The organism is Streptomyces sp. NPDC059009 (genome assembly GCF_042740175.1).
Lineage (GTDB): Bacteria > Actinomycetota > Actinomycetes > Streptomycetales > Streptomycetaceae > Streptomyces.
In genome coordinates, this window is sequence record NZ_JBHYJB010000024.1 from 120808 (window position 1) to 146554 (window position 25747).

General features: G+C 71.5%; 25 protein-coding genes. 13 read left to right on the plus strand and 12 right to left on the minus strand.

Annotated features, from left to right (window positions below):
- Window positions 1-102 precede the first annotated feature (102 nt).
- From ACFWYM_RS23870 to ACFWYM_RS23880, 3 genes are all read right to left on the minus strand, one after another.
- Window positions 103-885: an SDR family NAD(P)-dependent oxidoreductase gene (locus ACFWYM_RS23870; protein WP_384840650.1), complete on the minus strand. Its 783-nt coding sequence runs from the start codon at window positions 883-885 to the stop codon at window positions 103-105.
- Between the two features lie 52 nt (window positions 886-937).
- A complete protein-coding gene (locus ACFWYM_RS23875; RefSeq protein ID WP_384840653.1) occupies window positions 938-1882 on the minus strand; it encodes a TIGR03619 family F420-dependent LLM class oxidoreductase in 945 nt (314 codons plus the stop codon).
- 129 nt (window positions 1883-2011) lie between these two features.
- Window positions 2012-3283, minus strand: a complete 1272-nt coding sequence (locus ACFWYM_RS23880) for an amidohydrolase family protein (RefSeq protein ID WP_384840656.1) — start codon at window positions 3281-3283, stop codon at window positions 2012-2014.
- A 265-nt stretch (window positions 3284-3548) separates the two neighbouring features.
- Between ACFWYM_RS23880 and ACFWYM_RS23885 the strand changes: the two genes are divergently transcribed.
- From ACFWYM_RS23885 to ACFWYM_RS23895, 3 genes are all read left to right on the plus strand, one after another.
- Window positions 3549-6509 (plus strand): BTAD domain-containing putative transcriptional regulator, encoded by a 2961-nt coding sequence (locus ACFWYM_RS23885; protein WP_384840659.1) that lies wholly within the window; start codon window positions 3549-3551, stop codon window positions 6507-6509.
- Window positions 6510-6714: 205 nt separating this feature from the next.
- Entirely contained in the window at window positions 6715-6891 is a 177-nt protein-coding gene (locus tag ACFWYM_RS23890; RefSeq protein WP_384840662.1) for a sigma-like protein, read from the plus strand.
- Between the two features lie 185 nt (window positions 6892-7076).
- A complete protein-coding gene (locus ACFWYM_RS23895; protein WP_384840665.1) occupies window positions 7077-7244 on the plus strand; it encodes a hypothetical protein in 168 nt (55 codons plus the stop codon).
- 9 nt (window positions 7245-7253) lie between these two features.
- Here the strand turns inward: ACFWYM_RS23895 and ACFWYM_RS23900 are convergent, their stop codons facing one another.
- Genes ACFWYM_RS23900 through ACFWYM_RS23910 form a run of 3 tightly spaced genes read right to left on the minus strand, consistent with a single transcriptional unit; the run spans window position 7254 to window position 8778 of the window.
- Window positions 7254-7649, minus strand: coding sequence for a hypothetical protein (locus ACFWYM_RS23900; RefSeq protein ID WP_384840668.1), 396 nt, complete (start codon window positions 7647-7649; stop codon window positions 7254-7256).
- Entirely contained in the window at window positions 7649-7927 is a 279-nt protein-coding gene (locus ACFWYM_RS23905) for a hypothetical protein (protein ID WP_384840671.1), read from the minus strand. The genes ACFWYM_RS23900 and ACFWYM_RS23905 overlap by 1 nt, the downstream gene beginning before the upstream one ends.
- 8 nt (window positions 7928-7935) lie before the next feature.
- Window positions 7936-8778: a hypothetical protein gene (locus ACFWYM_RS23910; RefSeq protein ID WP_384840674.1), complete on the minus strand. Its 843-nt coding sequence runs from the start codon at window positions 8776-8778 to the stop codon at window positions 7936-7938.
- A 134-nt stretch (window positions 8779-8912) separates the two neighbouring features.
- On the opposite strand from ACFWYM_RS23910, the gene ACFWYM_RS23915 reads away from it, so the two are divergent.
- Window positions 8913-9329, plus strand: coding sequence for a VOC family protein (locus tag ACFWYM_RS23915; RefSeq protein ID WP_384840677.1), 417 nt, complete (start codon window positions 8913-8915; stop codon window positions 9327-9329).
- 19 nt (window positions 9330-9348) lie between these two features.
- Here the strand turns inward: ACFWYM_RS23915 and ACFWYM_RS23920 are convergent, their stop codons facing one another.
- On the minus strand, window positions 9349-10971 hold the full coding sequence (locus tag ACFWYM_RS23920; protein WP_384840679.1) for a FadD3 family acyl-CoA ligase: 1623 nt from the start codon (window positions 10969-10971) through the stop codon (window positions 9349-9351).
- Window positions 10972-11060: 89 nt separating this feature from the next.
- Here ACFWYM_RS23920 and ACFWYM_RS23925 point away from each other — a divergent pair, with 89 nt between their 5' ends.
- From ACFWYM_RS23925 to ACFWYM_RS23940, 4 genes are all read left to right on the plus strand, one after another.
- Window positions 11061-12209 carry a lipid-transfer protein gene (locus ACFWYM_RS23925; RefSeq protein WP_384840682.1) on the plus strand — a complete coding sequence of 383 codons (1149 nt, stop codon included), beginning with the start codon at window positions 11061-11063 and terminating at the stop codon, window positions 12207-12209.
- Between the two features lie 9 nt (window positions 12210-12218).
- Window positions 12219-12671: a Zn-ribbon domain-containing OB-fold protein gene (locus ACFWYM_RS23930; protein WP_384840685.1), complete on the plus strand. Its 453-nt coding sequence runs from the start codon at window positions 12219-12221 to the stop codon at window positions 12669-12671.
- Window positions 12668-13441, plus strand: coding sequence for an enoyl-CoA hydratase/isomerase family protein (locus ACFWYM_RS23935; RefSeq protein WP_384840688.1), 774 nt, complete (start codon window positions 12668-12670; stop codon window positions 13439-13441). Before ACFWYM_RS23930 ends, ACFWYM_RS23935 begins: the two co-directional genes overlap by 4 nt.
- 102 nt (window positions 13442-13543) lie before the next feature.
- Window positions 13544-14110, plus strand: a complete 567-nt coding sequence (locus ACFWYM_RS23940; protein WP_384840691.1) for a hypothetical protein — start codon at window positions 13544-13546, stop codon at window positions 14108-14110.
- A gap of 195 nt (window positions 14111-14305) precedes the next feature.
- Here the strand turns inward: ACFWYM_RS23940 and ACFWYM_RS23945 are convergent, their stop codons facing one another.
- Window positions 14306-16753, minus strand: coding sequence for a PQQ-binding-like beta-propeller repeat protein (locus ACFWYM_RS23945; RefSeq protein WP_384840693.1), 2448 nt, complete (start codon window positions 16751-16753; stop codon window positions 14306-14308).
- Between the two features lie 292 nt (window positions 16754-17045).
- Here ACFWYM_RS23945 and ACFWYM_RS23950 point away from each other — a divergent pair, with 292 nt between their 5' ends.
- On the plus strand, window positions 17046-17693 hold the full coding sequence (locus ACFWYM_RS23950) for a TetR family transcriptional regulator (RefSeq protein ID WP_384840696.1): 648 nt from the start codon (window positions 17046-17048) through the stop codon (window positions 17691-17693).
- Window positions 17694-17854: 161 nt separating this feature from the next.
- Here the strand turns inward: ACFWYM_RS23950 and ACFWYM_RS23955 are convergent, their stop codons facing one another.
- The gene (locus tag ACFWYM_RS23955; RefSeq protein WP_384840699.1) at window positions 17855-18334 is read right to left on the minus strand and encodes a nitroreductase/quinone reductase family protein; all 480 of its coding nucleotides are present in this window, start codon (window positions 18332-18334) and stop codon (window positions 17855-17857) included.
- Window positions 18334-19608 (minus strand): acyl-CoA dehydrogenase family protein, encoded by a 1275-nt coding sequence (locus ACFWYM_RS23960; RefSeq protein WP_384840702.1) that lies wholly within the window; start codon window positions 19606-19608, stop codon window positions 18334-18336. The genes ACFWYM_RS23955 and ACFWYM_RS23960 overlap by 1 nt, the downstream gene beginning before the upstream one ends.
- A gap of 143 nt (window positions 19609-19751) precedes the next feature.
- Between ACFWYM_RS23960 and ACFWYM_RS23965 the strand changes: the two genes are divergently transcribed.
- Both ACFWYM_RS23965 and ACFWYM_RS23970 read left to right on the plus strand, forming a co-directional pair.
- Entirely contained in the window at window positions 19752-20996 is a 1245-nt protein-coding gene (locus tag ACFWYM_RS23965; protein WP_384840705.1) for an acetyl-CoA acetyltransferase, read from the plus strand.
- A 55-nt stretch (window positions 20997-21051) separates the two neighbouring features.
- Window positions 21052-21429: a fic family toxin-antitoxin system, toxin component gene (locus tag ACFWYM_RS23970; protein WP_384840708.1), complete on the plus strand. Its 378-nt coding sequence runs from the start codon at window positions 21052-21054 to the stop codon at window positions 21427-21429.
- A gap of 12 nt (window positions 21430-21441) precedes the next feature.
- Here ACFWYM_RS23970 and ACFWYM_RS23975 read toward each other — a convergent pair whose 3' ends face one another.
- Complete coding sequence (locus ACFWYM_RS23975; protein ID WP_384840711.1) at window positions 21442-21588, minus strand: hypothetical protein; 147 nt, start codon at window positions 21586-21588, stop codon at window positions 21442-21444.
- Between the two features lie 373 nt (window positions 21589-21961).
- On the opposite strand from ACFWYM_RS23975, the gene ACFWYM_RS23980 reads away from it, so the two are divergent.
- Window positions 21962-23893 carry a M12 family metallo-peptidase gene (locus ACFWYM_RS23980; protein ID WP_384840714.1) on the plus strand — a complete coding sequence of 644 codons (1932 nt, stop codon included), beginning with the start codon at window positions 21962-21964 and terminating at the stop codon, window positions 23891-23893.
- 168 nt (window positions 23894-24061) lie between these two features.
- The gene (locus ACFWYM_RS23985; RefSeq protein ID WP_384840717.1) at window positions 24062-24730 is read left to right on the plus strand and encodes a pyridoxal 5'-phosphate synthase; all 669 of its coding nucleotides are present in this window, start codon (window positions 24062-24064) and stop codon (window positions 24728-24730) included.
- Here the strand turns inward: ACFWYM_RS23985 and ACFWYM_RS23990 are convergent.
- Window positions 24708-25613 carry a GNAT family N-acetyltransferase gene (locus ACFWYM_RS23990; RefSeq protein WP_384840720.1) on the minus strand — a complete coding sequence of 302 codons (906 nt, stop codon included), beginning with the start codon at window positions 25611-25613 and terminating at the stop codon, window positions 24708-24710. The two genes, ACFWYM_RS23985 and ACFWYM_RS23990, sit on opposite strands and share 23 nt — an antisense overlap.
- Window positions 25614-25747: the final 134 nt, after the last annotated feature.

The window sequence follows — 25747 nt, forward strand, 5'->3', positions numbered from 1 at the left end:
TTCTGACGAACCGTCAGATTCGATGTGCCGACTGTTTCACCGCACGGGTGGAGCGTCAATAGTTGATGCACCGTCAGATACGGTCGTACGGGGCGACGGGCGTCACAGGATGCTGACCCCCGCCAGCCACCCGCCGTCGATCACGAACGGCTGCCCGGTGATGTACGAGGAGTCCTCCTCGCACGTCAGGAACAGCGCGAGCCGCGCCACCTCCTCGGGCTGCCCGACCCGCCCGATCGGCACGAGCTTGCTGTAGAGCCCGGCGAGCGCCTCGGCGGCCTCCTCGGTGTTCGCGTTCGGGTCGAGCTGGGCGGGGTTGCTCATGGCGGTGTCGATGGCGCCCGGGCAGACCGCGTTGACCCGGATCTTCTTCGGGGCGAGCTCCAGGGCGGCGGTGCGCGTGAGGCCGACGATGGCGTGCTTGGTGGCGCCGTAGGCCCCGACATAGGCCATGCCGGTCACGCCCGCGTACGAGGCGGTGTTCACGATCGAGCCGCCGCCGGCCGCCTCGATCTCGGGCGCCACGGTCTTGATCCCGAGGAACACCCCGACCTGGTTGACCTGGACGATCTGCTGGAACTCGTCGAGGGGGGTGGCGGTGAGCTCGTTGAAGCGCAGGATGCCCGCGTTGTTGACCAGCCCGTCGATCTTCCCGTACGCGTTCTTGGCGACCTCGACGGCGGCGCGCCAGTCCTCCTCGCGGCTCACGTCGAGATGGACGTACGTGGCGTTCCCGATCTCCTTGGCGAGGGCCTCGCCCTGGTCGTCGAGGACGTCCGCGACGACGACCCTGGCCCCCTCCTTCACGAAGAGCCGCGCCTCCTGCTCGCCCTGCCCGCGCGCCGCACCGGTGATGACGACGACGCGCCCGTCCAGCTTGCCCATCTCGGATCTCCTCAGTACTGGATTGATTGAGGTGCGGAACTGGATCACTGGATCAGTTGAGGTGCGGAGCGACATCGGCGGCGAACGCCGCCATCTGGTCGGTCAGTTCGGCCCGGCTCCGGCTGCGGAACCGCACCTGGATCTGGTCCACGCCCATCGCGCCGTACGCGCGCAACGACTCGGCGAGCGCGGCCGGCTTCCCGCTGAGCGTGCGCCGCCCCACGTGCCAGTCGGGCTCGCCCAGGTACAGCGGCTCGGTGATGGCGCCCACGGTGATCGGCTCCGCGATCCCCGCCTCCTCCCGCAGCCGCTTCACCTTGGCGATCTGCGCGGGGAGCTCGTCGCGCGGGTCGCCCTGCGGCAGCCAGCCGTCGGCGCGCGTGGCGGCGCGCCGCACGGCGGCGGGCGAGGAGCCGCCGACCCAGATCGGAACCTGGTCCTGCACGGGCCGGGGCTGCTGCCCGAGCCCTTCGAAGTCGAAGAACTCCCCGTGGTGGACCGGGAATTCATCGGTGCCGAGCGCGGCCTTCAGCGCATCGATCGTCTCGTTCAGGACGGGCCCGCGCCGCTCGAAGTCGGCCCCGACCGCGTCGAACTCCTCCTGCACGTGCCCCGCGCCCACCCCGAGGATGAGCCGCCCGCCGCTCAGCCGGTCCACGGTCGCGTACGCCTTGGCGCTGACCAGCGGGTGGCGCAGCCCGACGACGGCGACATGGCTCATGAGCCGCACGTTCTCGGTGATCCCGGCGAGGAAGGAGAGGGTGGCCACGGGGTCGTACCAGATGGTGCTCATGGCGTCGGCGAGGCGGCGCGGGATGGCGACGTGATCACAGCCGGCGATGTACGCGAAGCCGCTCCGGTCGGCGGTGCGGGCGATCTCGGCGAGGTCCTCGACGCTCGCCTCCTTCTCCCACTTCTCCGCGTACATGGCGCTCTGCGACTGGATCGGCAGCTGCATGCCGTAGACCAGCCGGCCCTCGGGCCATATCCGTGCCATGGGCCACTCAACCCCTCACGTGGATCCGGAATCTGACGATGCGTCATATCCAACGACGGGGTTCATCGTCGTAGCTGACGCACCGTCAGGCAAGGGGTGGGAGGCGACTACTGCGTGCCTACCGCGCGCCTACTGCTTGCCGGTCCCCGGCCAGAGACCCTCGCCGGTGAGCCCGAGCAGCTCGATGGCGTTGCGCCGCACGATGCGGTCGACGACGTCCGGGGCGAGATGCCCCATCTGCGCCTCGCCGACCTCGCGCGACTTCGGCCAGGTGGAGTCGGAGTGCGGGTAGTCGGTCTCGTACAGGACGTTCCCGACCCCGATGGCGTCCAGGTTCTTCAGCCCGAAGGCGTCATCGAAGAAGCACCCGTACACATGCTCCGTGAAGAGCTCCGACGGCGGCCGGTGCACCTTGTCGGCGACGCCGCCCCAGCCCCGGTTCTCCTCCCACACCACATCCGCGCGCTCCAGGATGTACGGGATCCACCCGATCTGCCCCTCGGCGTACATGATCTTGAGGTTGGGGAAGCGCTCGAACTTCCCGCTCATGAGCCAGTCCACCATCGAGAAGCAGCAGTTGGCGAAGGTGATGGTGGACCCGACGGCGGGCGGCGCGTCGGGGGACGTGCTCGGCATCCTGCTGCTGGAGCCGATGTGCATGGCGACGACGGTGCCGGTCTCGTCGCAGGCGGCGAGGAACGGGTCCCACTCGTCGGTGTGGATGGACGGCAGCCCCAGGTGCGGCGGAATCTCCGAGAAGGCCACGGCCCGCACGCCGCGCGCGGCGTTCCTGCGCACCTCCCTGGCGGCCAGCTCCGCGTCCCACAGCGGGATGAGGGTGAGCGGTATGAGGCGGCCGCGGGCGTCGGGCCCACACCATTCCTCCACCATCCAGTCGTTGTACGCCTGCACGCTGAGCAGCGCGAGCTCGCGGTCCTTGGCCTCGGTGAAGGTCTGCCCGCAGAAGCGGGGGAAGGTGGGGAAGCAGAGCGCGGACTGGACGTGGTTGACATCCATGTCGGCGAGCCGCGAGGGCACGTCGAAAGACCCCTCCCGCATCTGCTCGTACGTGATCACTTCGAGCTTGATCTCGTCGCGGTCGTAGCCGACGGCGGTGTCGAGCCGGGTGAGGGGCCGGTGCAGATCCTCATAGATCCACCAGTCCCCTATGGGCCCATCGTCCCCCTTCTCCCCCATCACAGGGGCGAACTTCCCGCCCAAGAAGGACATTTCCTTCAGGGGGGCGCGGACGATGCGCGGCCCGATGTCCTGGTACTTCGCCGGGAGGCGGTCCCGCCAGACGTTGCGGGGCTCCACGGTGTGGTCGTCGACGGAAATGATGAGGGGGAAGGTCTGCTGGTCCGCCTGCCGGGCCCCCTGCCGGCTCTCCTGAGTCTCCATATGGGCAACCGTAGCGCCGATCTGACGCCCCGTCAGCTATCCGTCAGCTCCTCCTCAACTGCCGGCCGTCCGCGCCCCGGCCGCCCCGCACACCACCGACCACTCCCCGCCAGTCCCTTGAATTCCCGCCTTTCTCGTGCGAGGACCCTGTGAGAGCCGTCTCGCACGGCTGACGTATCCGCCATGAACAAGGCAAACTGGCGGGTGCACGAAGAGCGGGCAGGGCAGGCCCGCGACCCACGTGGGTTACCCGGCAGGGGGAGCGATGGACGGAGTACCGCGAGTACCGGAGCAGCGGCGTCCGGCCCCTGGGGAGGCGCACGGCGCCCCCGAGGAGCAGGCACCGCGCTTCAGCGTGCTCGGACCGGTGCGCGCCTGGCACGGCGAGGAGCCGCTCTCCACGGGCTCCCCCCAGCAGCGCGCCCTGCTCGCGGCGCTCCTCCTGCGCGAGGGCCGCACGGCGACGGCGGCGGAGCTGATCGACGCCCTGTGGGGCGACGAGCCCCCGTCCCAGGCGCTCGCGGCGGTCCGCACGTATGCGTCCAGGCTGCGCAAGGTCCTCCCCCGCGACGTCCTGGTGAGCGAGTCGGGCGGCTACGCGATCCGCGTCCCCGACGGCGCCCTGGACCTCGCGGAGGCCGAGGAGCTCTGGACCTCGGCGGAGAAGGCCCGCGGCGTCGGCGACCTGTGCAAGGCCCGCTGCCTGGTGAACGAGGCGCTGGACCTGTGGGACGGCGAACCCCTGGCGAGCGTCCCCGGCCCCTACGCGGAGACCCAGCGCACCCGCCTGGAGGAGTGGCGCCTCCAACTCATCGAGTCCCGCCTGGACATGGACCTGGAACAGGGCTGCCACGCGGAGGCGGTATCCGAACTGACCGCCCTCACGGCGGCCCACCCCCTCCGTGAACGCCTGCGCGAACTGCTCATGCTGGCGCTGTACCGCAGCGGCCGCCAGGCGGAGGCGCTGGCGGTCTACGCGGACACGCGCCGCCTGCTCGCGGACGAACTCGGCGTGGACCCGCGCCCCGGCCTGTCGGAGCTCCAGCAGCGGATCCTCCAGGCGGACCCGGGCCTGTCGGAGCCCTCGGCGGGCACTTCGGAACCTTCGGCGGTCCTGGTCCGCCCGGCCCAACTCCCCGCCACGGTCCCGGACTTCACCGGTCGCGCCTCCTTCGTGGAGGAACTGAGCGGGATCCTGTCCACGGCCGAGGGCCGGGTGATGGCGGTCTCCGCGCTCGCGGGCATCGGCGGCGTGGGCAAGACGACGCTCGCGGTGCACGTGGCCCACGTGGCGCGCACGCACTTCCCCGACGGCCAGCTGTATGTGGACCTGCAGGGCGCGGGCCCCCGCGCCGCGGAACCGGAAACGGTCCTGGGCGCCTTCCTGCGCGCCCTGGGCACGGCCGACTCCGCGATCCCGGACACGCTGGAGGAGCGGGCGGCGCTGTACCGCTCGGTCCTGGACGGCCGCAGGGTCCTGGTCCTCCTGGACAACGCCCGCGACGCGGCCCAGGTCCGCCCGCTGCTGCCCGGCATGGAAGGCTGCGCGGCCCTGGTGACGTCCCGGGTCCGGATGGTGGACCTGGCCGGGGCGCACCTGGTGGACCTGGACGTGATGTCCCCGGAGGAGGCGCTCCAGCTCTTCACCCGGATCGTCGGGGAGGAGCGGGTGGCCTCGGAGCGGGAGGCGGCCCTCGACGTGGTGGCGGCCTGCGGCTTCCTCCCCCTCGCGATCCGCATCGCGGCCTCACGCCTCGCGGCCCGCCGCACGTGGACGGTCTCGACACTCGCCGCCAAGCTGGCGGACGAGCGCCGCCGTCTGGACGAGCTCCAGGCGGGCGACCTCGCGGTGAAGGCGACGTTCGAGCTGGGCTACGGCCAGCTGGAGCCGGCGCAGGCGCGGGCGTTCCGCCTCCTTGGCCTGGCGGACGGCCCCGACCTGTCGCTGGCGGCCGCCGCGGCGGTCCTCGACCTCCCGCTCGACGAGACGGAGGACCTCCTCGAGGCCCTGGTCGACACGTCCCTGATCGAGTCGGCGGCACCGGGCAGGTACCGCTACCACGACCTGGTCCGGCTCTACGCGCGTGCGTGCGCGGAGCGGGACGAGCAGCCGCCCAGTGAGCGGGAGGCGGCGATGTCGAGGCTGCTGGACTTCTACCTGGCGTCGGCGGCGCGGGTCTATGCGATCGAGCGGCCGGGGGACCGGACGGTGGATCACCTGGAGGTCAAGGTGGACGCCGGGCAGCACTTCGCCGACGACACGAAGGCGCTCGACTGGCTGCACTCCGAGGCGGACTGCATCCTCGCGTGCGTACGACAGGGCCTGCGGCCGGGGACGCTGCGGCGCGCCGTGGATCTGCTGCTGGCGTCGAAGGACCTGGCGGAGTCCGGTGCCAGCTCGACCGTCTACGAGACGGCCGCGTGCGCGGCGCGGGACGCGGCCGCCGAGGTCGGCGACCCGCACGCGGAGGGGCGGGCCCGGGTCAGCCTCGCCCAGGTGCTGAGCAAGGTGGGCCGCTTCGAAGAGGGGGCGGCCGAACTGGAGCGTGCCGCCGAACTCGCTCTGGCGTCCAAGGACCCCTGGACCAGCGGAAACGCCCCCAACGAGCAGGCGATCATCACCAACTGCCTCAACCAGCCGGACGTCAGCGAGACGCATCTGCTCAAGGCGATCGAAGCCTTCCGTGCGGACGGCAACCGCCCCGGTGAGGCCAGCGCCCTCTGCAACCTGTCCAGGGCCCTTGTCTCCTTGGACCGGACATCGAAGGCCATCGAGCTCGCGCAGCAGGGGATCGCCATCTACGACGATCTCGGCCTCACCTTCCGGCTCGCCAACGCGCGCTACACCCTCGGCGTCGTGCTCCTCCACGCCGGGCGCCACCAAGAGGCACTGGACGAACTGACGCAGTCCCTCGAGGTGTTCAGGGACAATCGTCAGCGCCTCTGGCAGGGCGTGGCCCATTACCGCATCGCTGAAGTGCTCTGGTCCACCGGCCAGGCGGCACAGGCTGCCCGCCATGCCGAACAGGCCCTGGCGACCGGATGCGTCGGCGGCGAGTGGATGCGCGCCAACGTACTGACGCTGCTGGGACAGGCCCTGGAGGGCCTCGGGCAGGTCGACCGGGCGCGGGCCTGCTGGCGGGACGCCCTGGCCATTCACGGCGAGGCAGGAGCCCCGGAGGCCGCTCAACTACGGGAGTTGCTGAACCCCGTCGCCGCTGCGTGACAAGCCCCGGAAGGGGCGTTCATCGAACGTTTATGAGTGACTGCCACTCTCATGGGGTCGATCCGTCGCGTCGGGGGGCAGACGGGTCGCCTGGGCCCTACGGATACAGTGAGCGGCCCAAACGCCCGTTCGGCAGCCCCCGGGGGAGTTGCCGAACGGGCGTATCCAATACCAGGCCCCGTCAATTCCCTAGGAGTTGTCACCCATGAGCGAGACCGAGAACAACAACATCTCCATCAAGAGCGACGGCCACACGCCCGCCCCGCCGAAGGACGGCCACACTCCGGCCCCGCCGAAGGACGGCCACACGCCCGCCCCGCCCAAGGACGGCGGCGTGACCACGCAGGGTGACGGCCACACGCCCGCCCCGCCGAAGGACTGACCCGGACGTCACATCCCGACGGGGGATCGATCGGCCGCGGCGGCGCGGAGGGGAAGCCGCCGCGGCCGACGCATGCCCAGGGCAGGTTCCGGCCATTCACTGACCGGAATCACTAGCCCCAGCGAACAATGGGCACCACACAACTACTGTCAAAACAACGGCAGTTCGAATCCATGGGGGTTGGCATGACGCGCGCCAAGAAGGTTCTCATCACCCTGGCCCTGGCGGCCGCCGCAGCGGGAGCCGCAGCGAGCCCCGCCCTCGCCGACAGCCACGTCCCGGTCACGACCCAGGACAGCCACACCCCGCTCCCGCCGGGCGACAGCCACACACCCAACCCTCCGCGAGGCTGACCCGACCCCTCACAGCCCTCGGACGAGGACCCCCACGCCGCACAGCTTGGCCATGTCGTCCACGTCCGAGGTGTACAGGACCACGTTCCCGCCCTGCCGCCCCGCGATCACCGCCAGCGCCGCGTCGATCGCGTACTTGTGGCCGTGCAGCCCGGCGTTCGCCAGCAGCGCCACCGCCGCGTCCGCCACGTCCCGCGTCACCGGTTCCACGACGATGCGGGACATCGCCCATTCCCAGGCCGGACGCCGGAACTTGTCGTGGTACGCCTCGATGAGCGTCATGGAACTGGTCACCACACGGATGCCCTTGCCGTACGCGGCGGTCAGCAGTCCCGTCATGGCGCGTTCGCGGCGCACCGTCCGGGACAGCCCCTCGGCGTCCAGCACCAGGCAGTCGATCGCCATCAGCAGGCCAGCGGGAGGTCGCTGCCGGCGGGCTTCTCAAGGTCGCCGAAGTGCCGCTCGGCGTCCCGCAGCTCGGCATCCGCCGCCGCCCGCTCCTCCTCCGTGAGCGGCTCGCCTTCCTCCTGCATCCAAGCGACCAGCTCCCCCAGCCGATCCCGCTCCCGCTGCCGCTCTATGGCCCGCGTGACATACGCGCTGAAGGCACCGGGGCCCACCTCGTCGCGGATCTCCTCGGCGAGTTCCTCGGGCAGCGTGACCGTGTACTTCTTGGTTGCCATACCAGTCATCATACTCCGAGCTGACGCCGCAGCGACCCCTTCACCGCCCCCACGAACGCCTCCCGCACCCCGCCCTCCAGCAGCTCCAGCGACAGATACGGATTCAGGTCCTCCAGCTCCACCAGCAGCAGCTCCCCCTCCCGCGTGCGGCACGCGTCGACCCGCTGGATGCCGTGGTCGATGGTGTTCCAGTCGACGAAGCGCTGGGCGAAGGCCAGGTCGGCGGGGGTGGGGGCGTAGGGCTTGAGGTCCCAGCGGCGGTCCGGGTCGGGGGCGTGGAGCGCGTACTGGAAGGTGCGGTCCACGAAGTAGAAGGAGACTTCGTACGTGAAGTCGACGCGCGGCTGGATCAGGAGCCCCGTCGCGTACGAGAGCTTCGCCAGGCGCTCCCGCGTCATGAACTCCAGACCTATCGAGTCCGCCCCCAGCTTCGGCTTCACCACATAGGAATCCACGACCGGGAGCCGGTCGACGTCCCGGAGCGCGTCCACCGTGGGTATCACCGGGTACCCGGCCGCCGTCAGCTCCAGCAGATAGCGCTTGCCCACCATGTCGGCCCGCCCGGTGAGCTCGTTGTGGACCCGCACCCCGGCACGCCCCGCCCGCTCCCTGAAGTCGTCCCACTGCTCCTGGTAGTTGAGGACCGGGCCGCTGTTGCGGACCATCACCGTGTCGAAGGCGCCCGTCTCCATGAGGGCCGCCGCGTCCAGCGGGTGGCACAGCGCCACGTCGAAGTCCTCGCGGAGGCGGGAGGTCAGATAGATGTCCTCGTCGCAGTAGCGACGGCCTTTGGCCTGGTAGGCGAGGTCGGTGACGAAGAGGACGCGGGGCTGAGCGGTGCGCTGGTGCATCCGCTCATCCTGACACTCGCCACTCCCCCGCTTCGCACACCCGTGCCCACCCGGGACATACCCCGGCTCCTCCCCGCCCGCCGCGCACGAAACCCCGTGGACAGCACCGTCCGCCCTGCCGGATAGTCCCGCCCATGACCTCTCTCGTGCGCCACCTCACCATCAACTCCCACGACCCCTACCGCCAGGCCACCTTCTGGGCCGAGGTGCTCGGCGGCAAGCTCGCCGACGACGACTTCCCCGGGGACCCCGAGGCCCTGGTCGAGTCCGACAACGTGACGCTGCTCTTCGTCACCGTGCCGGACGCCAAGACCATCAGGAACCGGCTGCACATGGACCTCCAGCCCCAGGACCGCACCCGGGACGAGGAGGCCGACAGGATCGTCGCCCTCGGCGCCACCCGCGTCGACGACCGGCGCAGGCCCAACGGGCGCGGCTGGGTCGTCCTCGCCGACCCGGAGGGCAACGAGTTCTGCGTGGAGTGCAGCGAGTCCGAGCGCGCCGCCATCATCGCCGCCGAGGCGAAGGCCGAGGCCGGGGACGAGAGCTGAAGGCAGGCGCAAGGGTGCTCTACCGTGCAGCGGCTCGCAGCTCCCCCTTGACCACCTTCCCGCTCGCGTTCCGCGGCAGCTCCGCCACGAACTCCACCTCACGCGGCACCTTGTAGTTCGCCATCTCCCGCCGCGACCAGGCGATCAGGTCGTCCGCGGTCAGCGTCGACCCACCGGCCCCCGACCGCCGCACCACGTACGCCTTCCCGACCTCCCCGAGGCGCCCGTCCGGGACGCCGATCACCGCGACGTCCGCCACCTCCGGGTGCAGGCCGAGGAGTTGCTCTATCTCCGCGGGGTACGCGTTGAAGCCGCCGACGATGAACATGTCCTTGATGCGGTCGGTGATCCTCAAGTTGCCCTCGTCGTCGAGGACTCCGACGTCGCCCGTCCGCAGCCACCCCTCCCCCGCGATCTCCGTGATCACCTTCGCCGTCTCCTGGGGGTCCTCGAAGTAGCCGCTCATGACGTTGTAGCCGCGGACCAGGACCTCGCCCGGCTCCCCGGGCGCCAGCTCCTCGTTCTCCGGGCCGACCACCCGGACCTCCGTGTCGGGGATCGCCCGGCCCGACGTCGCCGAGATGACCTCCGCCGCATCGCCCCGGCGGCACATCGTGGCGATGCCGCTCGCCTCGGAGAGGCCGTACGCGGTCAGGACCGTGCCCACGCCCAGCTCGCCCCGCAGCCGTTCCACCAGGCGCAGCGGGACCACCGCCGCGCCCGTCACCACGAGGCGGAGGGCCGACAGGTCGTGGTTCCCGCGCGCCGGGTGGTCCAGCAGCGACTGGTGGAGGGTCGGCGGGCCCGGGAGCACCGAGATGCGTTCCTTCGCCACGTTCGCCAGGACCGTCTCCACGTTGAACACCGGCTGCGGGATCATCGTCGCGCCCCGCGTCAGGCACGCGATCACGCCCGCCTTGTAGCCGAAGGTGTGGAAGAACGGGTTCACGATCAGATAGCGGTCGCCCTCGCGCAGGCCCGCGAGCTCGCTCCACACGTCGTAGCAGCGCAGCGTCTGCGCGTGCGTGATGACCGCGCCCTTGGGGCGGCCCGTCGTGCCCGAGGTGAAGATGATGTCGGAGGGGGAGTCCGCGGCCACCCCGTCCGCCCGTGCGCGGACCGACTCGGCGCTCACGCCGTCGCCGCTCGCCAGGAAGTCCTTCCACGTACGGAAGTTCTCCGGGGCGTCGTCGGAGAGGACCACCACCTGGTCCAGGTGCGGGAGGCCGGGGAGCGGTCCGTCTCCCGGGCCCTCCGCCGCCGCCCGGCGCAGGGACGCCACGTACGACGTCCCCAGGAACGTGCCGGTCACGAACAGCAGCTTGGCCCGGCTGCGTTCCAGGACGTACGCCGCCTCCGCGCCCTTGAAGCGGGTGTTCAGGGGGACGAGGACCGCGCCCGCCGTCACCGCGCCGAGCGCCGAGACGATCCAGTCGAGGGTGTTGGGGGCCCAGACCGCCACCCGGTCACCCGCCTCCACACCGTTCGCGAGACAGGCGGCCGCCGCCCGGTCCACGCGCTCGCCCAACTCCGCGTACGTGATCCGGGTCCGGCCCTCGACGACCGCCTCCCGCTCGCCGTACCGCTCGGCCGCCGCCCGGACCAGTCCCGGGATGCTGCCCCACTCCAGGTCGCCGCGCATCGCAAGCCCCTCCTGATAGCTGACTATCCGTCAGATTAGCTGTAGCCTGACGCGCTGTCAGCAGTCGGTACGCTCCCGTGGAGGTGCCCGTGGCTTCACTCAAGGACGCTACAGCGATAGTCGGAATCGGGCAGACCGCCTTCGCCAAGCAACTGCCCGAGAATGAGAAGACGTTGGCCTGCCGCGCCATCACCGCCGCGCTCGACGACGCCGACATCGCGGCCTCCGAGGTCGACGCCTTCGCCTCCTACACCATGGAGGAGACCGACGAGGTCGAGGTCGCCAAGGCCATCGGCGCCGGGGACGTCACCTTCTTCAGCAAGGTGGGGTACGGGGGCGGCGGGTCCTGCGCGACCGTCGGACATCTCGCCGCCGCCATCGCCACCGGGCAGGCGAGCGTCGGCGTCGCCTGGCGCTCACGGAAGCGGGGCAGCGGGCCAAGGCCCTGGAAGAACACGGCAGTTCAGCTCCCCACCCCCGGGCAGTGGACCCGCCCCTTCGGCCTGCTCCGGCCCGCCGACGAGATCGGGATGCTCACGCGGCGCTACATGCACGAGTACGGGGCCACCCGTGACCACCTCTTCAACGTCGCCCTCGCCTGCCGCAACCGGGCCAACCAGAATCCGGCCGCCATGATGTACGAGCGGCCGCTGACCCGCGACATGTATATGACCTCGCGGATGATCAGCGAGCCGCTCTGCCTCTTCGACAACTGCCTGGAGACGGACGGGGCGTTGGCCTGCGTCATCGTCTCCGCCGAGCGCGCCCGCGACTGCCGCCAGAAGCCCGCGTACATCCACTCCGTCGCCCAGGGCCTGCCCGCACAGCACCACGGCATGGTCAACTACTGGAACGACGACCCGCTGTCCGGGCCCGCCTGGACCGCCGCCCGACACCTGTGGAAGCAGGCCGACTTCGGCCCCCAGGACATCGACGTCGCGCAGATCTACGACGCCTTCACCCCCCTCATCCCCCTCTCCCTGGAGGGCTACGGCTTCTGCGGTCGCGGCGAGGGCGGCGCCTTCACCGAGGGGGGCGCCCTGGAGAGCGGCGGGCGGCTGCCGATCAACACCGGGGGCGGCGGCCTCAGCGAAGCGTACGTGCACGGCTTCAACCTCATCAACGAGGGCGTGAAGCAGCTGCGCGGCAGCTCCACCGCCCAGGTCCCGGACGCCTCCACCTGCCTGGTCACGGCGGGCGAGGGAGTGCCCACCTCCGCCATTCTCCTGAGGAGTTGAGGGTTGCAGATGACGACAACCGAGAGTGGATACCTGTCGCCCGTCATCGACGACGACGGCGCCCCCTTCTGGGAGTACGCGGCCCGGGGCGAGCTCCGCGTCCAGGCGTGCGCGAACTCCGGCTGCGGCGAGCTGCGCTTCCCGCCGCGGCCCTGCTGCCCGCACTGCCAGTCCTTCGACAGCGAGTGGCGGAAGATGAGCGGCCGCGGCCGCATCTGGTCGTACGTGCGCCCGCACCCGCCCCTCCTCCCCGCCTACGCCGAGCAGGCCCCCTACAACGCGATCGTCGTCGAACTCGCCGAGGCCCCCCGCATCCGCCTCGTCGGCAACCTCGTGACCTCGGCCGACGCCCCGCTCAACTCCGTCGACCCCGAACGGCTGCGCATCGGCGCCCGCGTCCAGGTCGTCTTCACGGAGGTCGACGGGGTCACGCTGCCGCGCTGGGTCCTGGAGCGCACATGAGCCTCCAGGTCCGCACCGACAAGGAGTCGGGCGTCGCGGTCCTCACCCTCGACCGCCCCGACCGCCACAACGCGATCGACCTGGACACGGCGCACCAACTTGCCGCCGTCTGGCGGGAGTTCCGATACGACGACACGGTGCGGGCCATCGTCGTCACCGGCGCCGGCGACCGGGCCTTCTGCACGGGCATCGACCGCTCCGCCGAAGTCCCCCAGCCCACCTCCCCGTACACGATCGACGACCCCCTCCTCACCATCGGCCCCAAGGCCAACGACCTGTGGAAGCCGGTCATCGCCGCCGTGGGCGGCATGGCGTGCGGCGGCGCGTTCTACCTGCTGGGCGAGGCGGAGTTCATCGTCGCCGACTCCGAGCGCGCCTCCTTCTTCGACCCGCACACCACCTACGGCATGGTCAGCGCGTACGAGGCGATCAACATGGCGCAGCGCATGCCGTTCGGCGAGGTCGCGCGGATGTCCCTGATGGGGACGGCCGAGCGGCTCGGCGCGCGCCGGGCGTACGAGATCGGCCTCGTCTCCGAGCTCACGGAGGCGGGCGGGGCGCTGGCGGCGGCGGTGCGCTGCGCCGAGACGATCGCCTCGTACCCGACGGAGGCGGTGCAGGGCACGGTGCGGGCGGTCTGGTCGGCGAAGGAGGCGGCCCGCGCCCAGGCCCTGGCGCACTCGCCGCATCTGATCACGCTCGGCAACCTTCCGCCGGAGCGGCAGGCGGAACTGTTCACGGGGCGGCGCCCGGACTTCCGTATCCGCTGACAGAGGGCCATGTGGTGCGTGCGGTGGCCGATGCCGTCACATGGCGGGGGTCAGGCTCCCGGCGTAGCGTCGATCACTGAGAGGTCCGAGAGGAGGCCGGACATGGTTCGCAATGTCATCGGGTCGATCCTCGCTCTCCTCGGAGCGACGGCCGCCGTCTGGAGCCCCTTCCGTGCCTGGTACGACGGCCGTCACGGACGCTACTTCCGCCTCGACGAGCTGTTCTCCGGCGGCGGCATCACCGACGCGAGAGCCGAGCTGTTCGGCTCCCTCTTCCTCCCCTTCGCGTTCGCGGCACTGGTGACGCTGGTGGGGGTGGTGCTGCGCTCGCGTGTGGTGGTGGCGGTGGCGGGCGTGATCATTCTCGGCTTCACGGTGCTGTGGATGGTGCGTGAGGGGCAGGTGCAGGGGGGCATGGCCATCGAGGGGGACGGGTCGGGGCTGGGCCTTGGCGTGGCGAACGCGTTCGGTGGGGGCCTGGTGATTCTGCTGGCTGCGGTCTTGATGCGGGGCCGTGCGAGGGGCCGGCGCCCCGCGGCGACGGCTCCCCCGGAGCCGGGTGCCCCGGACTGGACGGCTCCGGACCCGAACGGTCCGTCGTCCACGGCGACGATGCCGACCCTCGACGACCCGGACCGCCCGGCCTGGCAGCGCCCGCCGACGACATAGGCCCCAGTCCCGCCCCTTCCCGAAACGGCGACTCCGTCGCCCTGGGCGGGCCTTCCTGGGGCTGCGCCCCTAGACCCCCTGTCGGCGCTGAACGCGCCTCGTCCTCAAGCGCCGGCCCACCCGCCCATAGGGATAGCCCGTCCGGCGCTTGAGGACGAGCCCTTAAGGCGATAAAGGCCCCCGCAGGGTCAGGGGCTAGCCCCGCCCCGCCGTCCCCGTCCCCCGCTCCGCGTCCAGCGCATACACACACCGGTCCTTGCTGCAGGCGTACACCACACCGTCCCGCACCACCGGGGCCCCCGTGATCTCGCCCCCAGTAGCCAGCTTCCAGCGCAACCGCCCGTCGTCCGCCTTCAGCGTGTACAGCAAGTGATCCGTCGCCCCGAAGTGGATCCGCCGGTCGGCCACGACCGGCGCGCCGACCACCTCGCCGCCCGCCTGGAAGCGCCACTTCGGCGTCCCGGTGACCGCGTCGAGGGTGTAGAGGCCCTTGCCGCTGCCCACATGGACATGGCCGTCGGCGACCAGCACCGGCTCGATGGAGGCCCGCGACTCCGTGGCGATCCGCCAGCGGTCGCGGCCGTCCGTCGCGTCCAGCGCGTACACCGTGCCGAGGTAGTCGGCGAGGTAGACCCCGCCGCCCGTCACGGCGGGCCCGGGGGCGAACGCGGGCGGGCACAGGAACACCGCCGGGGCCTCGAAGTGCCAGCGGACATGACCGCTCGCGACGTCGATGCCGAGGACGCGCGTGCCCGCGGCCACGTACACGTATCCGTCCTGCGCCTGCGTGAGCCGCACCGGCACCCCGCCGCAGGAGGCCGCGTCCCCTATCGGGTACGACCAGCGCTCCTCGCCGGTACGGGCCTCCAGCGCGCGCAGCCGGGCGTCCTTCCAGACGTAGACCGTGCCGTCGTGGATGACGGGGCCGGACTCGGGGGTCTCGAAGTCGGTCTGGGCGCCGGTGATCTCCCAGAGCTTCTCGCCGTTCGCGGCCTCCCACGCCTGGACGCCGCCGCCGCGCGTCCCGGTGACGACGGTGCCGCGGTCGGTCTGGAGGGAGTACACCCACGCGTCGGTGTTGAGGCGCCACAGGTCGGAGCCGTCGGAGCCGTCGAGCGCGTACAGGGTGGGGCCGTCGGAGGCATGGATACGGCCGTCGGCGACCGACATCGACCAGGCGACGTCGCGGGTCTTGAAGCTGCGGCGGCCCGTGGCCACGTCCAGGGCGTGGACCTCGAAGGACGTGACGTAGACGAGGTTCCCGGCGACCGCGGGGGTGCCCCAGACGTCGTTGGACATCCGGAACCGCCAGGGCCGCCAGCCCGCGCCCTGCCCCTGGTCGGGGGCGGCGGCGGGTGCGGGCACCCCGGTGGCGGGGGCGCCGTTCACGGGGGCGCCCGCCTTCGCGCGGGACCAGGACGCCGCGAGCCCCGGGTCGGCGGGAGCCGCCCCCGCCGCGACGGCGCGGGCGTCGGCGACGCGCGGCCCCGGCCCGATCGGCACCTTCGCGCCCGCGAGCCGCACCGGCCCGCTGTCGGGCGCCGGGGCGCCCACGGGCGGCGCGACCGGCTGCGGCGGCGGGGCGGCCGTGGCGGGCAGCCGCCCATGGGCCCCCAGCGGAGGGACGGACGAAGGAGGAGAGGACGGAGCGGCGGAGGACGGGGGTGCCGACACCGCCGACGCCGCCGCCCCGCGGCCGCCGCCGCTGCCCCGGCCGCCGCCCCCTGCGTTCACGCGCGCGGGCGGTCGCCCGCCCCTGCGCGCCTCGATCAGTGCGACCGCCCGCTCCGGCAGCCATGCGGACGCGGTCCCGCTGTCGTCGCTGTCGGAGGCGAAGAGGTGCGGGGCGAGCTGGGCCTGGAGGTCGGCGGGGGTGGGCCGGAGCGCCGCTTCCATCTGCATGCAGGACTCGATCAGCGGGCGCAGCTCGTCCGGGAGGCCCTCCAGGTCCGGGCCCTCGCGCAGCAGCATGAAGACGGTCTCGACGGGGTTGGCGCCGTGGAAGGGGGCGTGTCCGGTGGCGGCGAAGACGAGGGTCGAGCCGAGGGAGAAGACATCGGAGGCGCCGGTGACGCTGCGGGAGTCCTTGGCCTGCTCGGGCGACATGTACGCGGGCGTGCCCACGGCCACATTCGTCATGGTCAGACGGGTGTTGGAGACGCCGGACGCGATGCCGAAGTCGATGACGCGCGGCCCGTCCTCCACCACCAGGACGTTCGACGGCTTCAGGTCGCGGTGGACCAGGCCCGCGCCGTGGATGGACTCCAGGGCCTCGGCCACGCCCGCCGCCAGCCAGCGCACGGCCTGGGTGGGCAGCGGACCGTGTTCATTCACTATCTCTTCGAGGGAGGGCGCGGGCACGTACGCGGTGGCGAGCCACGGCACGGCGGCGCGCGGGTCGGCGTCCACGACCGCGGCGGTGTAGAAGCCGGACACGGCGCGTGCGGCCTCCACCTCGCGCGTGAAGCGGACGCGGAACAGCTGGTCCTCGGCGAGCTCGGTCCGGACCGTCTTGATCGCCACCCGGCGCCCGGACGCGGAACGCGCGAGGTAGACGAGCCCCATGCCGCCGGCGCCGAGCCGGCCGAGCACCTCGAACGGGCCGATCCGCCTCGGATCGTGCTGCGTCAGCTGATCCACCACTTGCCTTGCCACCTCCCCGTACGCGGCCGCCGAAGAATGCAGCCCCGTGCAGCGTCTCACCACCGAGCCGCTAGGGCGGCACGCACCCTGATTCTTCCTGTCCCGGGCCATGGTTGCGAACCGGGGTCAGTATCGGTAGGTCTCCGTGCAAAGTGGGACTTATGGCCTCTCCTGTGTCCGACGGTCGTCCGAGGATCGTCCGACGATCGGCCAGGACCGCCCGCCGCGGCCCCACCCACCCCATTTGCACCGGCCAGATCGCGCTCCGATCACCCCTCGGTAAGCTGACGGCATGACAGGACAGGTACGTACCGTCGACGGCCGCGTGGCCGGTCGGCGTGGTCAGGCGACGCGTCAGAAGCTGCTCGACTGCCTCAGTGAGATGCTCAGCTCCTCGCCCTACCGGGACGTGAAAGTCATCGACGTCGCCCGGAAGGCGGGGACTTCACCCGCGACCTTCTATCAGTACTTCCCGGACGTGGAGGGCGCCGTCCTGGAGATCGCGGAGCAAATGGCCGCGGAGGGCGCCGAGTTGACGCAGCTCCTTGACGGCCGCTCCTGGGTCGGCAAGGCGGGCTGGCAGACCTCGCAGGAGCTGGTGGACGGCTTCCTCGACTTCTGGCGGAAGAACGACGCGATCCTCCGGGTCGTGGACCTCGGCGCCGCCGAGGGCGACAAGCGCTTCTACAAAATCCGGATGAAGATCCTCAACTCGGTCAACAACTCCCTTGCGGAAGCGGTCAAGGAGCTCCAGTCCAAGGGCAAGGTCGACAAGGACGTGAGCCCGGCGGCGATGGCCGGCTCCCTCGTCGCGATGCTCGCGGCGGTCGCCTCGCACCAGCGGGGCTTCCAGTCCTGGGGCGTCAAGCAGGCCGAACTCAAGCCGAATCTGGCGCTGTTGGTGCACTTGGGCGTGACGGGCAAGAAGCCCACGAAGTAGGGCGCCCTTTCAAGTCCTGTCACCGCAGCGGCGGGTCACTGCTTGGGCAGTGGCCCGCCGCTGCGGCATTCGGACGTGTCTCGGCTGCGGCTGCCTCTCGGCTGCGGGTGCATCGTGGCCGGCCGCGCAGCTTCCCGCGCGCCTGAAGAGCCACCCACCTCTCACTCGGTGCGCCGCTCCAGCCGGAACAGCCGTATCTCCCGCTCCACCCTCGCCTGATACGTCGCGTACGGCGGCCAGAACTTCAGCGCGCGCCCCCAGGTCTCCGCGCGCTCCTCTCCCTTCAGCAGCCGCGCCCGTACGGGGATGTCCTCACCCTTCCAGTTGACCGTGGCCTCCGGATGGGCCAGCAGGTTGCCCGTCCAGGCCGGGTGGCCGGGCCGCCCGAAGTTGGAGCCGATGAGCACCCAACTCCCCTTCTCCTCCTCGGGCATGCAGGCCAGCGGTGTACGGCGTTCCAGGCCGCTCTTCGCGCCGCGCGCCGTCAGGATCACCCCCGGCAGCATCTGCGCGCTCAGCAGCACCTTGCCGCGGGTGAGGCGGTGGACGGCGCGGTCCATCGCGGGGACGAAGTGCGGGGCGATGCGCGCGAAGGTGCGCGTGGACGACACCTTCTGCATCAGGCGGACGCCAGGGGGCATCAGACCGCCACCTCCCCCACGGAGGTCGCCGCCTCCCCCACGGAAGTGGCCGCCTCCCCCACAGAGGCGGCCGCCTCCGCCCCCGCGAACAGCCCCGCCCGCTCCGCACCCCGCCCCCGCAGCCGGTGCACCGGCCCGAACAGGAGCTCGTCGCTCGACGCCCGCTTGAAGTACAGGTGCGCCTCGTGCTCCCAGGTGAAGCCGATGCCGCCGTGCAGCTGCACCGCCTCCGAAGCCGCCGTGCGCAGCGACTCCAGGGCCTGGGCGAGGGCGAGCCCGCCGACCCGCTCCGCCCCGTCGCCGCCGAAGCCCGCGGCCTCCGCCCCGGCCGCCCACGCCGCGTAGTACGCCGCCGAGCGGGCCGCCTGGACCTGCACATACACATCCGCGAGGCGGTGCTTGACCGCCTGGAAGGAGCCGATCGCCCGGCCGAACTGCTCGCGCTGGCGCACGTATTCGACCGTCCGCTCCAGCACGCGGTCGGCCGCGCCCAGCGCCTCCGCCGCGACGACCGTCGCCGCCACGTCACCGACGGCCGTGAGCGCGCCCAGCACGTCCGCACCCTCATTCCCCAGCAACTCGGCCTGTACATCGCGGAGTTCGACGCGCGCCTGTGCCCGGGTCTCGTCCAGGGACGTCTGGCGCGTCCGCCGCAGCTCCGCCGCGTCCGCCCACACCAGGAACAGCAGCGTCCGCGAGCGCGCGAAGCCACCCGCGTGGGCCGCCACGACCAGCACATCGGCGCTGTGCCCGTCGAGAACCTGATCGGCCTCCCCGTACAGCCGCCACCCGCCGTCCACGAGCCGCGCCTGCACCCCGCCCGCGCGCCCGCCGCCCGCCCAGTCCCCCGCGTTGTCGCCGACGAGCCCGAGGGCCGTGGCGAGCCCCGCGCCGGGGACGGCGAGCGCGGCGGTCAGCGCGCCGGATGCGATACGGGGCAGATGCGCGGCCTTCTGCTCCTCCGTGCCGAGGGAGAGGACCAGCGGCGCCGCGAGGACGGCGGTGGAGAAGAGCGGGGAGGGGGCGAGCTCGCGCCCCAGTTCCTCGGCGGCCAGGGCCAGTTCGGCGGCGGTGCAGCCCACGCCCTCGTACGCCTCGGGGACCGCGAGCCCGGGCAGTCCGAGCTGCTCCGCGAGGGCGGACCAGAGAGCGGTGTCGTACCCCATGGGCGTGCGCACCGCGGCCTTGACCTCGTCGGGGCCGCTGCGCTTGGTGATGAGTTCGCGAAGGGTGCGGCGGATCTCGTCCTGCTCCGCACTGAAGGCGGCGTCCATCGGCGGGCTCCCTCCCGGGGTCCGACGAGCCGGACCCAGAATCTGACGGGCCGTCATGCTAGATCCGCGGCGGCCATATGCACAGAGCCGCGACATGACCTTCCCCTCCCTGGCGGATACGTATCTGATGTACCGTCAGATTCATGCCAACTGCTGCCACCCGCACTGGAACTGGAACTGGAACAAAGACCGGAGCCGGAGTCGGAGCCGGAACGGGTACCGGAACCGGAGGCCGCAAGGTCGCCGTCGCCGGCATCGCCCTCTCCGACTGCGGCCGCGTCGACGAGGCCACCCCCTACGCCCTGCACGCCCAGGCCGCCCGCCGCGCCCTCGCGGACTCCGGGCTCGGCCGCGAGGTCATCGACGGCATCGCGTCCGCCGGGCTCGGCACCCTCGCGCCGGTCGAGGTCGCCGAGTACCTGGGCCTCAAGCCCCGCTGGGTGGACTCCACTTCGGTCGGCGGCTCCACGTGGGAGGTGATGGCCGCGCACGCGGCCGACGCGATCGCGGCGGGCCGCGCGAATGCCGTCCTCCTCGTGTACGGGTCGACGGCCCGCGCCGACATCAAGGCGAAGCGCCGGACCTCGAACCTGTCGTTCGGCGCGCGGGGGCCCCTGCAGTTCGAGGTCCCTTACGGGCATTCACTGATCTCCAAGTACGCGATGGCGGCCCGCCGCCACATGCACGAGTACGGCACGACGCTGGAGCAGCTGGCCTCGGTGGCCGTACAGGCCCGGGCCAACGCGGCGACGAACCCGGAGGCGATGTTCCGGGACCCCATCACGGTGGAGGAAGTGCTGAGCGGCCCGATGATCGCGGACCCGTTCACCAAGCTCCACTGCTGCATACGGTCGGACGGCGGGTGCGCCGTGCTCCTGGTGGCCGAGGAATACGTGGCCGACTGTGCCTCAACTCCCGTATGGGTCCTGGGCAGTGGCGAGCACGTCTCGCACACGACGATGTCCGAGTGGGACGACTTCACGGTGTCCCCGGCGGCGGTCAGCGGCCGCCTCGCGTTCGAGCGGGCGGGGGTGCGGCCGGCCGACGTGGATGTGGCGGAGATCTACGACGCGTTCACGTACATGACGCTGGTGACGCTGGAGGACCTGGGGTTCTGCGGGAAGGGCGAGGGGGGCGCTTTTGTGGAAAAGGGCCGGTTGTTGAGGGACGGGGAGCTGCCGACCAATACGGACGGGGGCGGACTGTCCGCCCAACACCCGGGGATGCGCGGGCTGTTCCTGATCGTGGAGGCTGTGCGGCAGCTGCGCGGGGAAGCGGGCGCGGGGCAGGTGCGGCGGGGGGACGGGAGCTTGCCGGAGGTGGCGGTGGCTTCGGGGACGGGGGGGTGGTTCTGTTCTTCGGGGACGGTGGTTCTTGGGCGAGGGTGACGCGGTTCGCGCGGGGCAGGCCCTCTGCGGGACGGCTCGCCACGCGTGGTACCTGATGGACCTGCACGTCGACGTCGCCTGGATCCTGCAGGTGGCCCAGATCGCCGGCGCGGACGATCCGGCACCCGACGACCTGGGAGTGCCCGTGGCCGCCTGCGCCCGGCACCAGGCCGAACTCCTGGAAACCCCTGTCTACGGTTCCGCCTATCTGCGAGCAGCCGCCTTGGTGCACACCCTGGGACGCTGCCGCTGGCTGGAGCGCTCACATCTCACCGTCGCCGCTGCGAGCGGGGTCATGTACCTGGAGGCCGGCGGGATCACCGTCAAACCCACACGCGATGACGTCGTCGCTCTGCGCGACCTCCTCCTGGACGACCGCTGCACGGCGGCACGCATCGCCACGTTGCTGCGCTCCTGGGCCACCATCAGCTGATGCTCAGGCCGGTCATCCCCCGGCGACGCCAAGGGAGTTGAGCTCAGGAAACGCCCCCTCCCAGACACTGCGTACCGCGCGCCCCACGAACTGGCGCAGGATCGGCCACAGCGTGACGAGGATGTCCCGGTCGAGGTAGGCGACCAGGTCGTCGTTCATAGCTGCCCCGCCATCCTCTCCATCAGGTCCGCGGTCCCGTAGCCACACCCGACCCACAAACGCACGCGGGCACCTCTCCTCCTCCATCATCTCGATGCACGACTTCAGCGCCCCCAGATGGCCCAGTTCGCGGGGGATGTGGGGGATGTGGGGGACGTGAGGAACCGGGGTGACCAGGAGGGACCGAGGTGGCCGGGATGACCAGAGTGACCGAGGTGGACAGGGTGTCTGCTGATCGGTCGGTCGTGGACCCGGCAACGGGGTGATTCCGAGAGGGCGCGGCCCGCCGTGTCCCCTCGGGTCCGCCCCCGGGTGACTTCCTGGACCTCGGATCGACCGCCGGTCCGAACCCCCTCCCCCAAGGAGCCACCCCGTGCGCCACCTCAGACGCACCGCCCTGACCACCGCCACCGTCCTCGCGGCGACGGTCCTGCCGGTGCTGACCACGTCCGCCGCCGCCACCGGCACGGACAAGCCCCTCCCGCCCGGCCTGATGGGCGCCGGTTACGCCCACCTCAACGCGCGGGACTTCGCGAGCTTCTGCGACCTGGAGCCGGACGGGGACCCGAGGGCCGACTCCCGCACGCTCGTCATGGACTTCAAGCGGCTCCCCGAGCTGACGGAGACCTACCAGGCCAAGGTCCCGGTCCAGGGCGAGGCCCAGCTGAGCGTGGACGACGAGGGCTTGGACACCGTCTACTGGCTGGGCGAGCGGGCCGGCGACCCGACGTCGTTCGTGTTCATCGCGGTCGACGGAGCCTGCACGGACTCCACCGCCGACGACGACGTGACCGGCACCGTGGAGTCCGAGGACCGCGAGTACCTCTTCGGCTCCGACCCGGACAACAGCGAGCGCACCGAGGCGATCGACTTCGACCCGTCGAAGCTTCCGGCACCGTCCGTACCGCCCCTCCAGCTGCCGCCGAACCTGGAGGCGGTCGCGAAGAAGAAGGCGAAGGAGGAGGCGCGGGAGAAGGCCGGGGAGAAGCGGGACCCTTCGGAGCGGGCGCAGGCCGAGAAGGGTGACAAGGGCGGCAAGAAGGCCGTCATCGACGTCGTCGTCGGCTACACACCGATGGCGAAGAAGGGCCTTCTGGACGGCACCAACTCGGAGGAGCTCGCCAACTGGGGCACCGCCTTCCGCTGGACCCCCCAGAAGATCGAGGACCGGATCAAGGCCGCCGAACTCCAGATGAACCGGGCGTTCGAGAAGGCGGGCGTGAACGCCGAGGTCCGCATCGTCCACTCCTTCGAGATCAAGGGGTACAAGGGCAGCGAGGACCCCAGCGCCGGCCAGCAGGACATGGAGAACGGGACCGGCGAGCTCGGCAAACTGGCCCACAAGGTCCGCGACCAGTACAACGCCGACCTGGTCTCCTTCTGGACGAACGTGCCGAAGTCCAGCGGGCAGTACACGGCCGGGCAGGGCAGCCTCCCGAACACCAAGGTGTCGAGCACGACGGACAAGTGGGCCTACAGCACCATCGACGTCTTCACGGCCACCGGCCGCGACCCGGGCTTCGCCCATGAGCTGGGCCACAACCTGGCGCTGTACCACGACCCGATCACGTTCGAGAAGCAGCTTCAGCAGGCGGCCCAGGCCAACAACATGCCCGTCGATGTCCTGCGCCAGGCGCTCAAGCCGCCGTACAAGGGCTCGCAGGGGTGGATCACGCCGGACGGCAAGTGGTTCACGACCATGGCGTACCGCATCACGTGCCAGGAGAAGTTCGGGCACTCGGACAAGCTGTGCAAGTACGCGGGCACATACTCGAACCCGAAGGTGTCCGCCGCCGCCCTGCAGAAGCTGCAGCTCGGCACCGGCTCCGACTCGAACGCGGCGGCCGTCCTGCGGCAGACCGCACCCGTCGTCGCCGCCTACCGCACGTCCTCCGTCGCGCCGCTGGCCACGCGGATCGTGCCCTCGGCCAAGGCCGGCAAGGTGTCGGCCAAGCCCGCGCCCCCGTACACGAAGGGCACGCGCGTGACGCTCACGGCGGCGCCCGCCAAGTACTGGAAGCTGCGCTCCTGGCTCGTCGGCCGGGCCAAGCAGGCGGCGAAGGGCAACGGGGTCACGGTGACACTGCCGGACGGCGGGCAGACCGTGACCGCCGACTTCACCTGCCGGATCAAGGGGGCGGGCGGCGCGCTGGGCAAGGCGTGGGCGCAGGCGAAGGCGGAGAAGGGGAAGCTGGGCTGTCCGACCGGGGCGCCGGTCCGCGCGAAGAACAAGGACTTCTCGCAGCGGTTCGAGGGCGGGACGGTCACGTGGGTGGCGAGGACGGGGAAGGTCGTCGTGCGCTGACGTGCGCTGGCTGGCGCTGACGTCTGCTCACGTCCGCTGACTGACGCTGGCTGGCGCTGACGTCCGCTGACGTGCACTGACGACGTGCGCTCGCCTCTGCGGGAGGGCCGGGCCCCGGGTGTGGTCCTCCCTCGGGCCCCGGGTATGGCCCTCCCGCACAATCGGTGCATGACCACCGATCACGCCGCGTTCCTCGAACTGCTCCGTGCCCAGAAGGTCTGGGACATCGAACTCCCCGCCTTCACCCCGGAAGCCGCGCCGCCGGAACCGCTCCCCCTCTTCCACTCCTGGTTCGCGGAGGCGGTGGCGGCGGGCCAGCCAGAGCCGCACACGATGGCCCTGGCGACCGTCGACGAGAACGGCCACCCCGACGTCCGTACGGTGATGCTTCACGACGCCGACGCCGAGGGCTGGCACTTCGCGACGCACGCGACCAGCGCGAAGGGCCGGCAGCTGGCCGCCCTCCCGCAGGCCGCCCTCCACTTCTACTGGCCCGCGCAGGGCCGCCAGATCCGGGTCCGGGGCCGGGTGACGACGGCCCCGCACACCGAGGCCCTGGCCGACCTGCACGCGCGCTCGACGGGAGCGCTGGCGGCGGCGCTGGTGGGGCACCAGAGCGAGGTTCTGGCGAACGGCTACGGGGAGCTGGAGGCCGCGTCGGGCTCCGCCTGGGAACGGGCCCGGGCCGAGCCCGACGCGGACGCTCCCACGTGGACGCTGTATGTCCTGGCCCCCGAGGAGGTCGAGTTCTTCCAGGGGGACGGGAGGAGGCGGCACGTACGCCTCAAGTACCGCACCCAGTCGGGCTCTTGGATCACCGAGCTGCTGTGGCCGTGAACGAGTACACCGCGAAGTCCCGTACGGGTCGGTAGCCGATGCGCTGGTAGAGCCCGTTGCTGGTGGGGTTGTCGAGGTCGGTGAAGAGCAGCACCTCGTCGGCGCGGGCGGCCCGGCTCACCTCGGCGACGACGGCCCCCGCGTATCCGCGTCCGCGGAGTTCGGCGGGGGTGTAGACGGGGGCGACGCGCACCTGCCCGGCGGTACGGCGGGTGTTCCCCGCCATGGCGAGGGGGGTCCCGTCCTGGCTCTCCCAGAGGGTGACACCGCCGTACGCGATACGTGCGTCCGCCCACTCTCCGGCTTCCATGTGGGCGCGCTCCCCGATGGCCGCGCCGAATTCCTGGTGCCAGCGGATGAGCAGCTCCCGGTCCCCTTTGCCCGCGACGCGGGGGTGGCCGGGCGGGGTGGGCTCGGGTGGGGTGAGCTCTCCGAGGCGGTACAGCCGCTGCCGGACATCGAGGCTGACCTCGACCCCGGCCCCGGTCCCGGTCCCGGTCCCGGCGTACCGCTTCCAGGCGTCGGCGAAGGCGTCGGCGGTGTCACGGTCGCCCATGACTCCGGGGAGGGCGTGGCCCGCGGCGTGGAGCCGGGCGGCGAGGGCGTCGGCGGCGGGTTCGTCGAGGGGGCTGAGGGCGATGTGGTGAGGCGGGGTCCGCAAAAAGGCCCCACGAACGGGAGAGCCCACGTCATCGGCATCGGCATCGGCATCGACCCAGATCCCGAAGAGGGGATCTCCTTCCCCGTACACGTGGAGGCCGCGAACGCGGAGGGTGTCGGTGACGCTCAACAGGGCGGTGTGGAGGGCGGGTTCGGCGTGGAGGAAGTGGCGGGCGCGGCGGAGGAAGTGGTCCAGGTCGTGGGTGAGGAACCAGGTACGCATACCCCATGGTCCCTTGGGTGGGTGGGGTGCGAGTGGTGGGTGGGTCGGGGTGGGGACGCGGCGGTATGTCCGTCCTCGAAAAGCCGGGGGCGCCGAACGAGTACACGAGTACTGGCCTGGGCGGCTCGCTGTAC

Excerpts from the sequence above, each read along its gene's own strand:
- ACFWYM_RS23870 (WP_384840650.1), bottom strand. The coding sequence starts at position 885 with ATGGGCAAGCTGGACGGGCGCGTCGTCGTCATCACCGGTGCGGCGCGC.
- ACFWYM_RS23875 (WP_384840653.1), bottom strand. The coding sequence starts at position 1,882 with ATGGCACGGATATGGCCCGAGGGCCGGCTGGTCTACGGCATGCAGCTG.
- ACFWYM_RS23880 (WP_384840656.1), bottom strand. The coding sequence starts at position 3,283 with ATGGAGACTCAGGAGAGCCGGCAGGGGGCCCGGCAGGCGGACCAGCAG.
- ACFWYM_RS23885 (WP_384840659.1), top strand. The coding sequence starts at position 3,549 with ATGGACGGAGTACCGCGAGTACCGGAGCAGCGGCGTCCGGCCCCTGGG.
- ACFWYM_RS23890 (WP_384840662.1), top strand. The coding sequence starts at position 6,715 with ATGAGCGAGACCGAGAACAACAACATCTCCATCAAGAGCGACGGCCAC.
- ACFWYM_RS23895 (WP_384840665.1), top strand. The coding sequence starts at position 7,077 with ATGACGCGCGCCAAGAAGGTTCTCATCACCCTGGCCCTGGCGGCCGCC.
- ACFWYM_RS23900 (WP_384840668.1), bottom strand. The coding sequence starts at position 7,649 with ATGGCGATCGACTGCCTGGTGCTGGACGCCGAGGGGCTGTCCCGGACG.
- ACFWYM_RS23905 (WP_384840671.1), bottom strand. The coding sequence starts at position 7,927 with ATGGCAACCAAGAAGTACACGGTCACGCTGCCCGAGGAACTCGCCGAG.
- ACFWYM_RS23910 (WP_384840674.1), bottom strand. The coding sequence starts at position 8,778 with ATGCACCAGCGCACCGCTCAGCCCCGCGTCCTCTTCGTCACCGACCTC.
- ACFWYM_RS23915 (WP_384840677.1), top strand. The coding sequence starts at position 8,913 with ATGACCTCTCTCGTGCGCCACCTCACCATCAACTCCCACGACCCCTAC.
- ACFWYM_RS23920 (WP_384840679.1), bottom strand. The coding sequence starts at position 10,971 with ATGCGCGGCGACCTGGAGTGGGGCAGCATCCCGGGACTGGTCCGGGCG.
- ACFWYM_RS23930 (WP_384840685.1), top strand. The coding sequence starts at position 12,219 with ATGACGACAACCGAGAGTGGATACCTGTCGCCCGTCATCGACGACGAC.
- ACFWYM_RS23935 (WP_384840688.1), top strand. The coding sequence starts at position 12,668 with ATGAGCCTCCAGGTCCGCACCGACAAGGAGTCGGGCGTCGCGGTCCTC.
- ACFWYM_RS23940 (WP_384840691.1), top strand. The coding sequence starts at position 13,544 with ATGGTTCGCAATGTCATCGGGTCGATCCTCGCTCTCCTCGGAGCGACG.
- ACFWYM_RS23950 (WP_384840696.1), top strand. The coding sequence starts at position 17,046 with ATGACAGGACAGGTACGTACCGTCGACGGCCGCGTGGCCGGTCGGCGT.
- ACFWYM_RS23955 (WP_384840699.1), bottom strand. The coding sequence starts at position 18,334 with ATGCCCCCTGGCGTCCGCCTGATGCAGAAGGTGTCGTCCACGCGCACC.
- ACFWYM_RS23960 (WP_384840702.1), bottom strand. The coding sequence starts at position 19,608 with ATGGACGCCGCCTTCAGTGCGGAGCAGGACGAGATCCGCCGCACCCTT.
- ACFWYM_RS23965 (WP_384840705.1), top strand. The coding sequence starts at position 19,752 with ATGCCAACTGCTGCCACCCGCACTGGAACTGGAACTGGAACAAAGACC.
- ACFWYM_RS23970 (WP_384840708.1), top strand. The coding sequence starts at position 21,052 with ATGGACCTGCACGTCGACGTCGCCTGGATCCTGCAGGTGGCCCAGATC.
- ACFWYM_RS23975 (WP_384840711.1), bottom strand. The coding sequence starts at position 21,588 with ATGAACGACGACCTGGTCGCCTACCTCGACCGGGACATCCTCGTCACG.
- ACFWYM_RS23985 (WP_384840717.1), top strand. The coding sequence starts at position 24,062 with ATGACCACCGATCACGCCGCGTTCCTCGAACTGCTCCGTGCCCAGAAG.
- ACFWYM_RS23990 (WP_384840720.1), bottom strand. The coding sequence starts at position 25,613 with ATGCGTACCTGGTTCCTCACCCACGACCTGGACCACTTCCTCCGCCGC.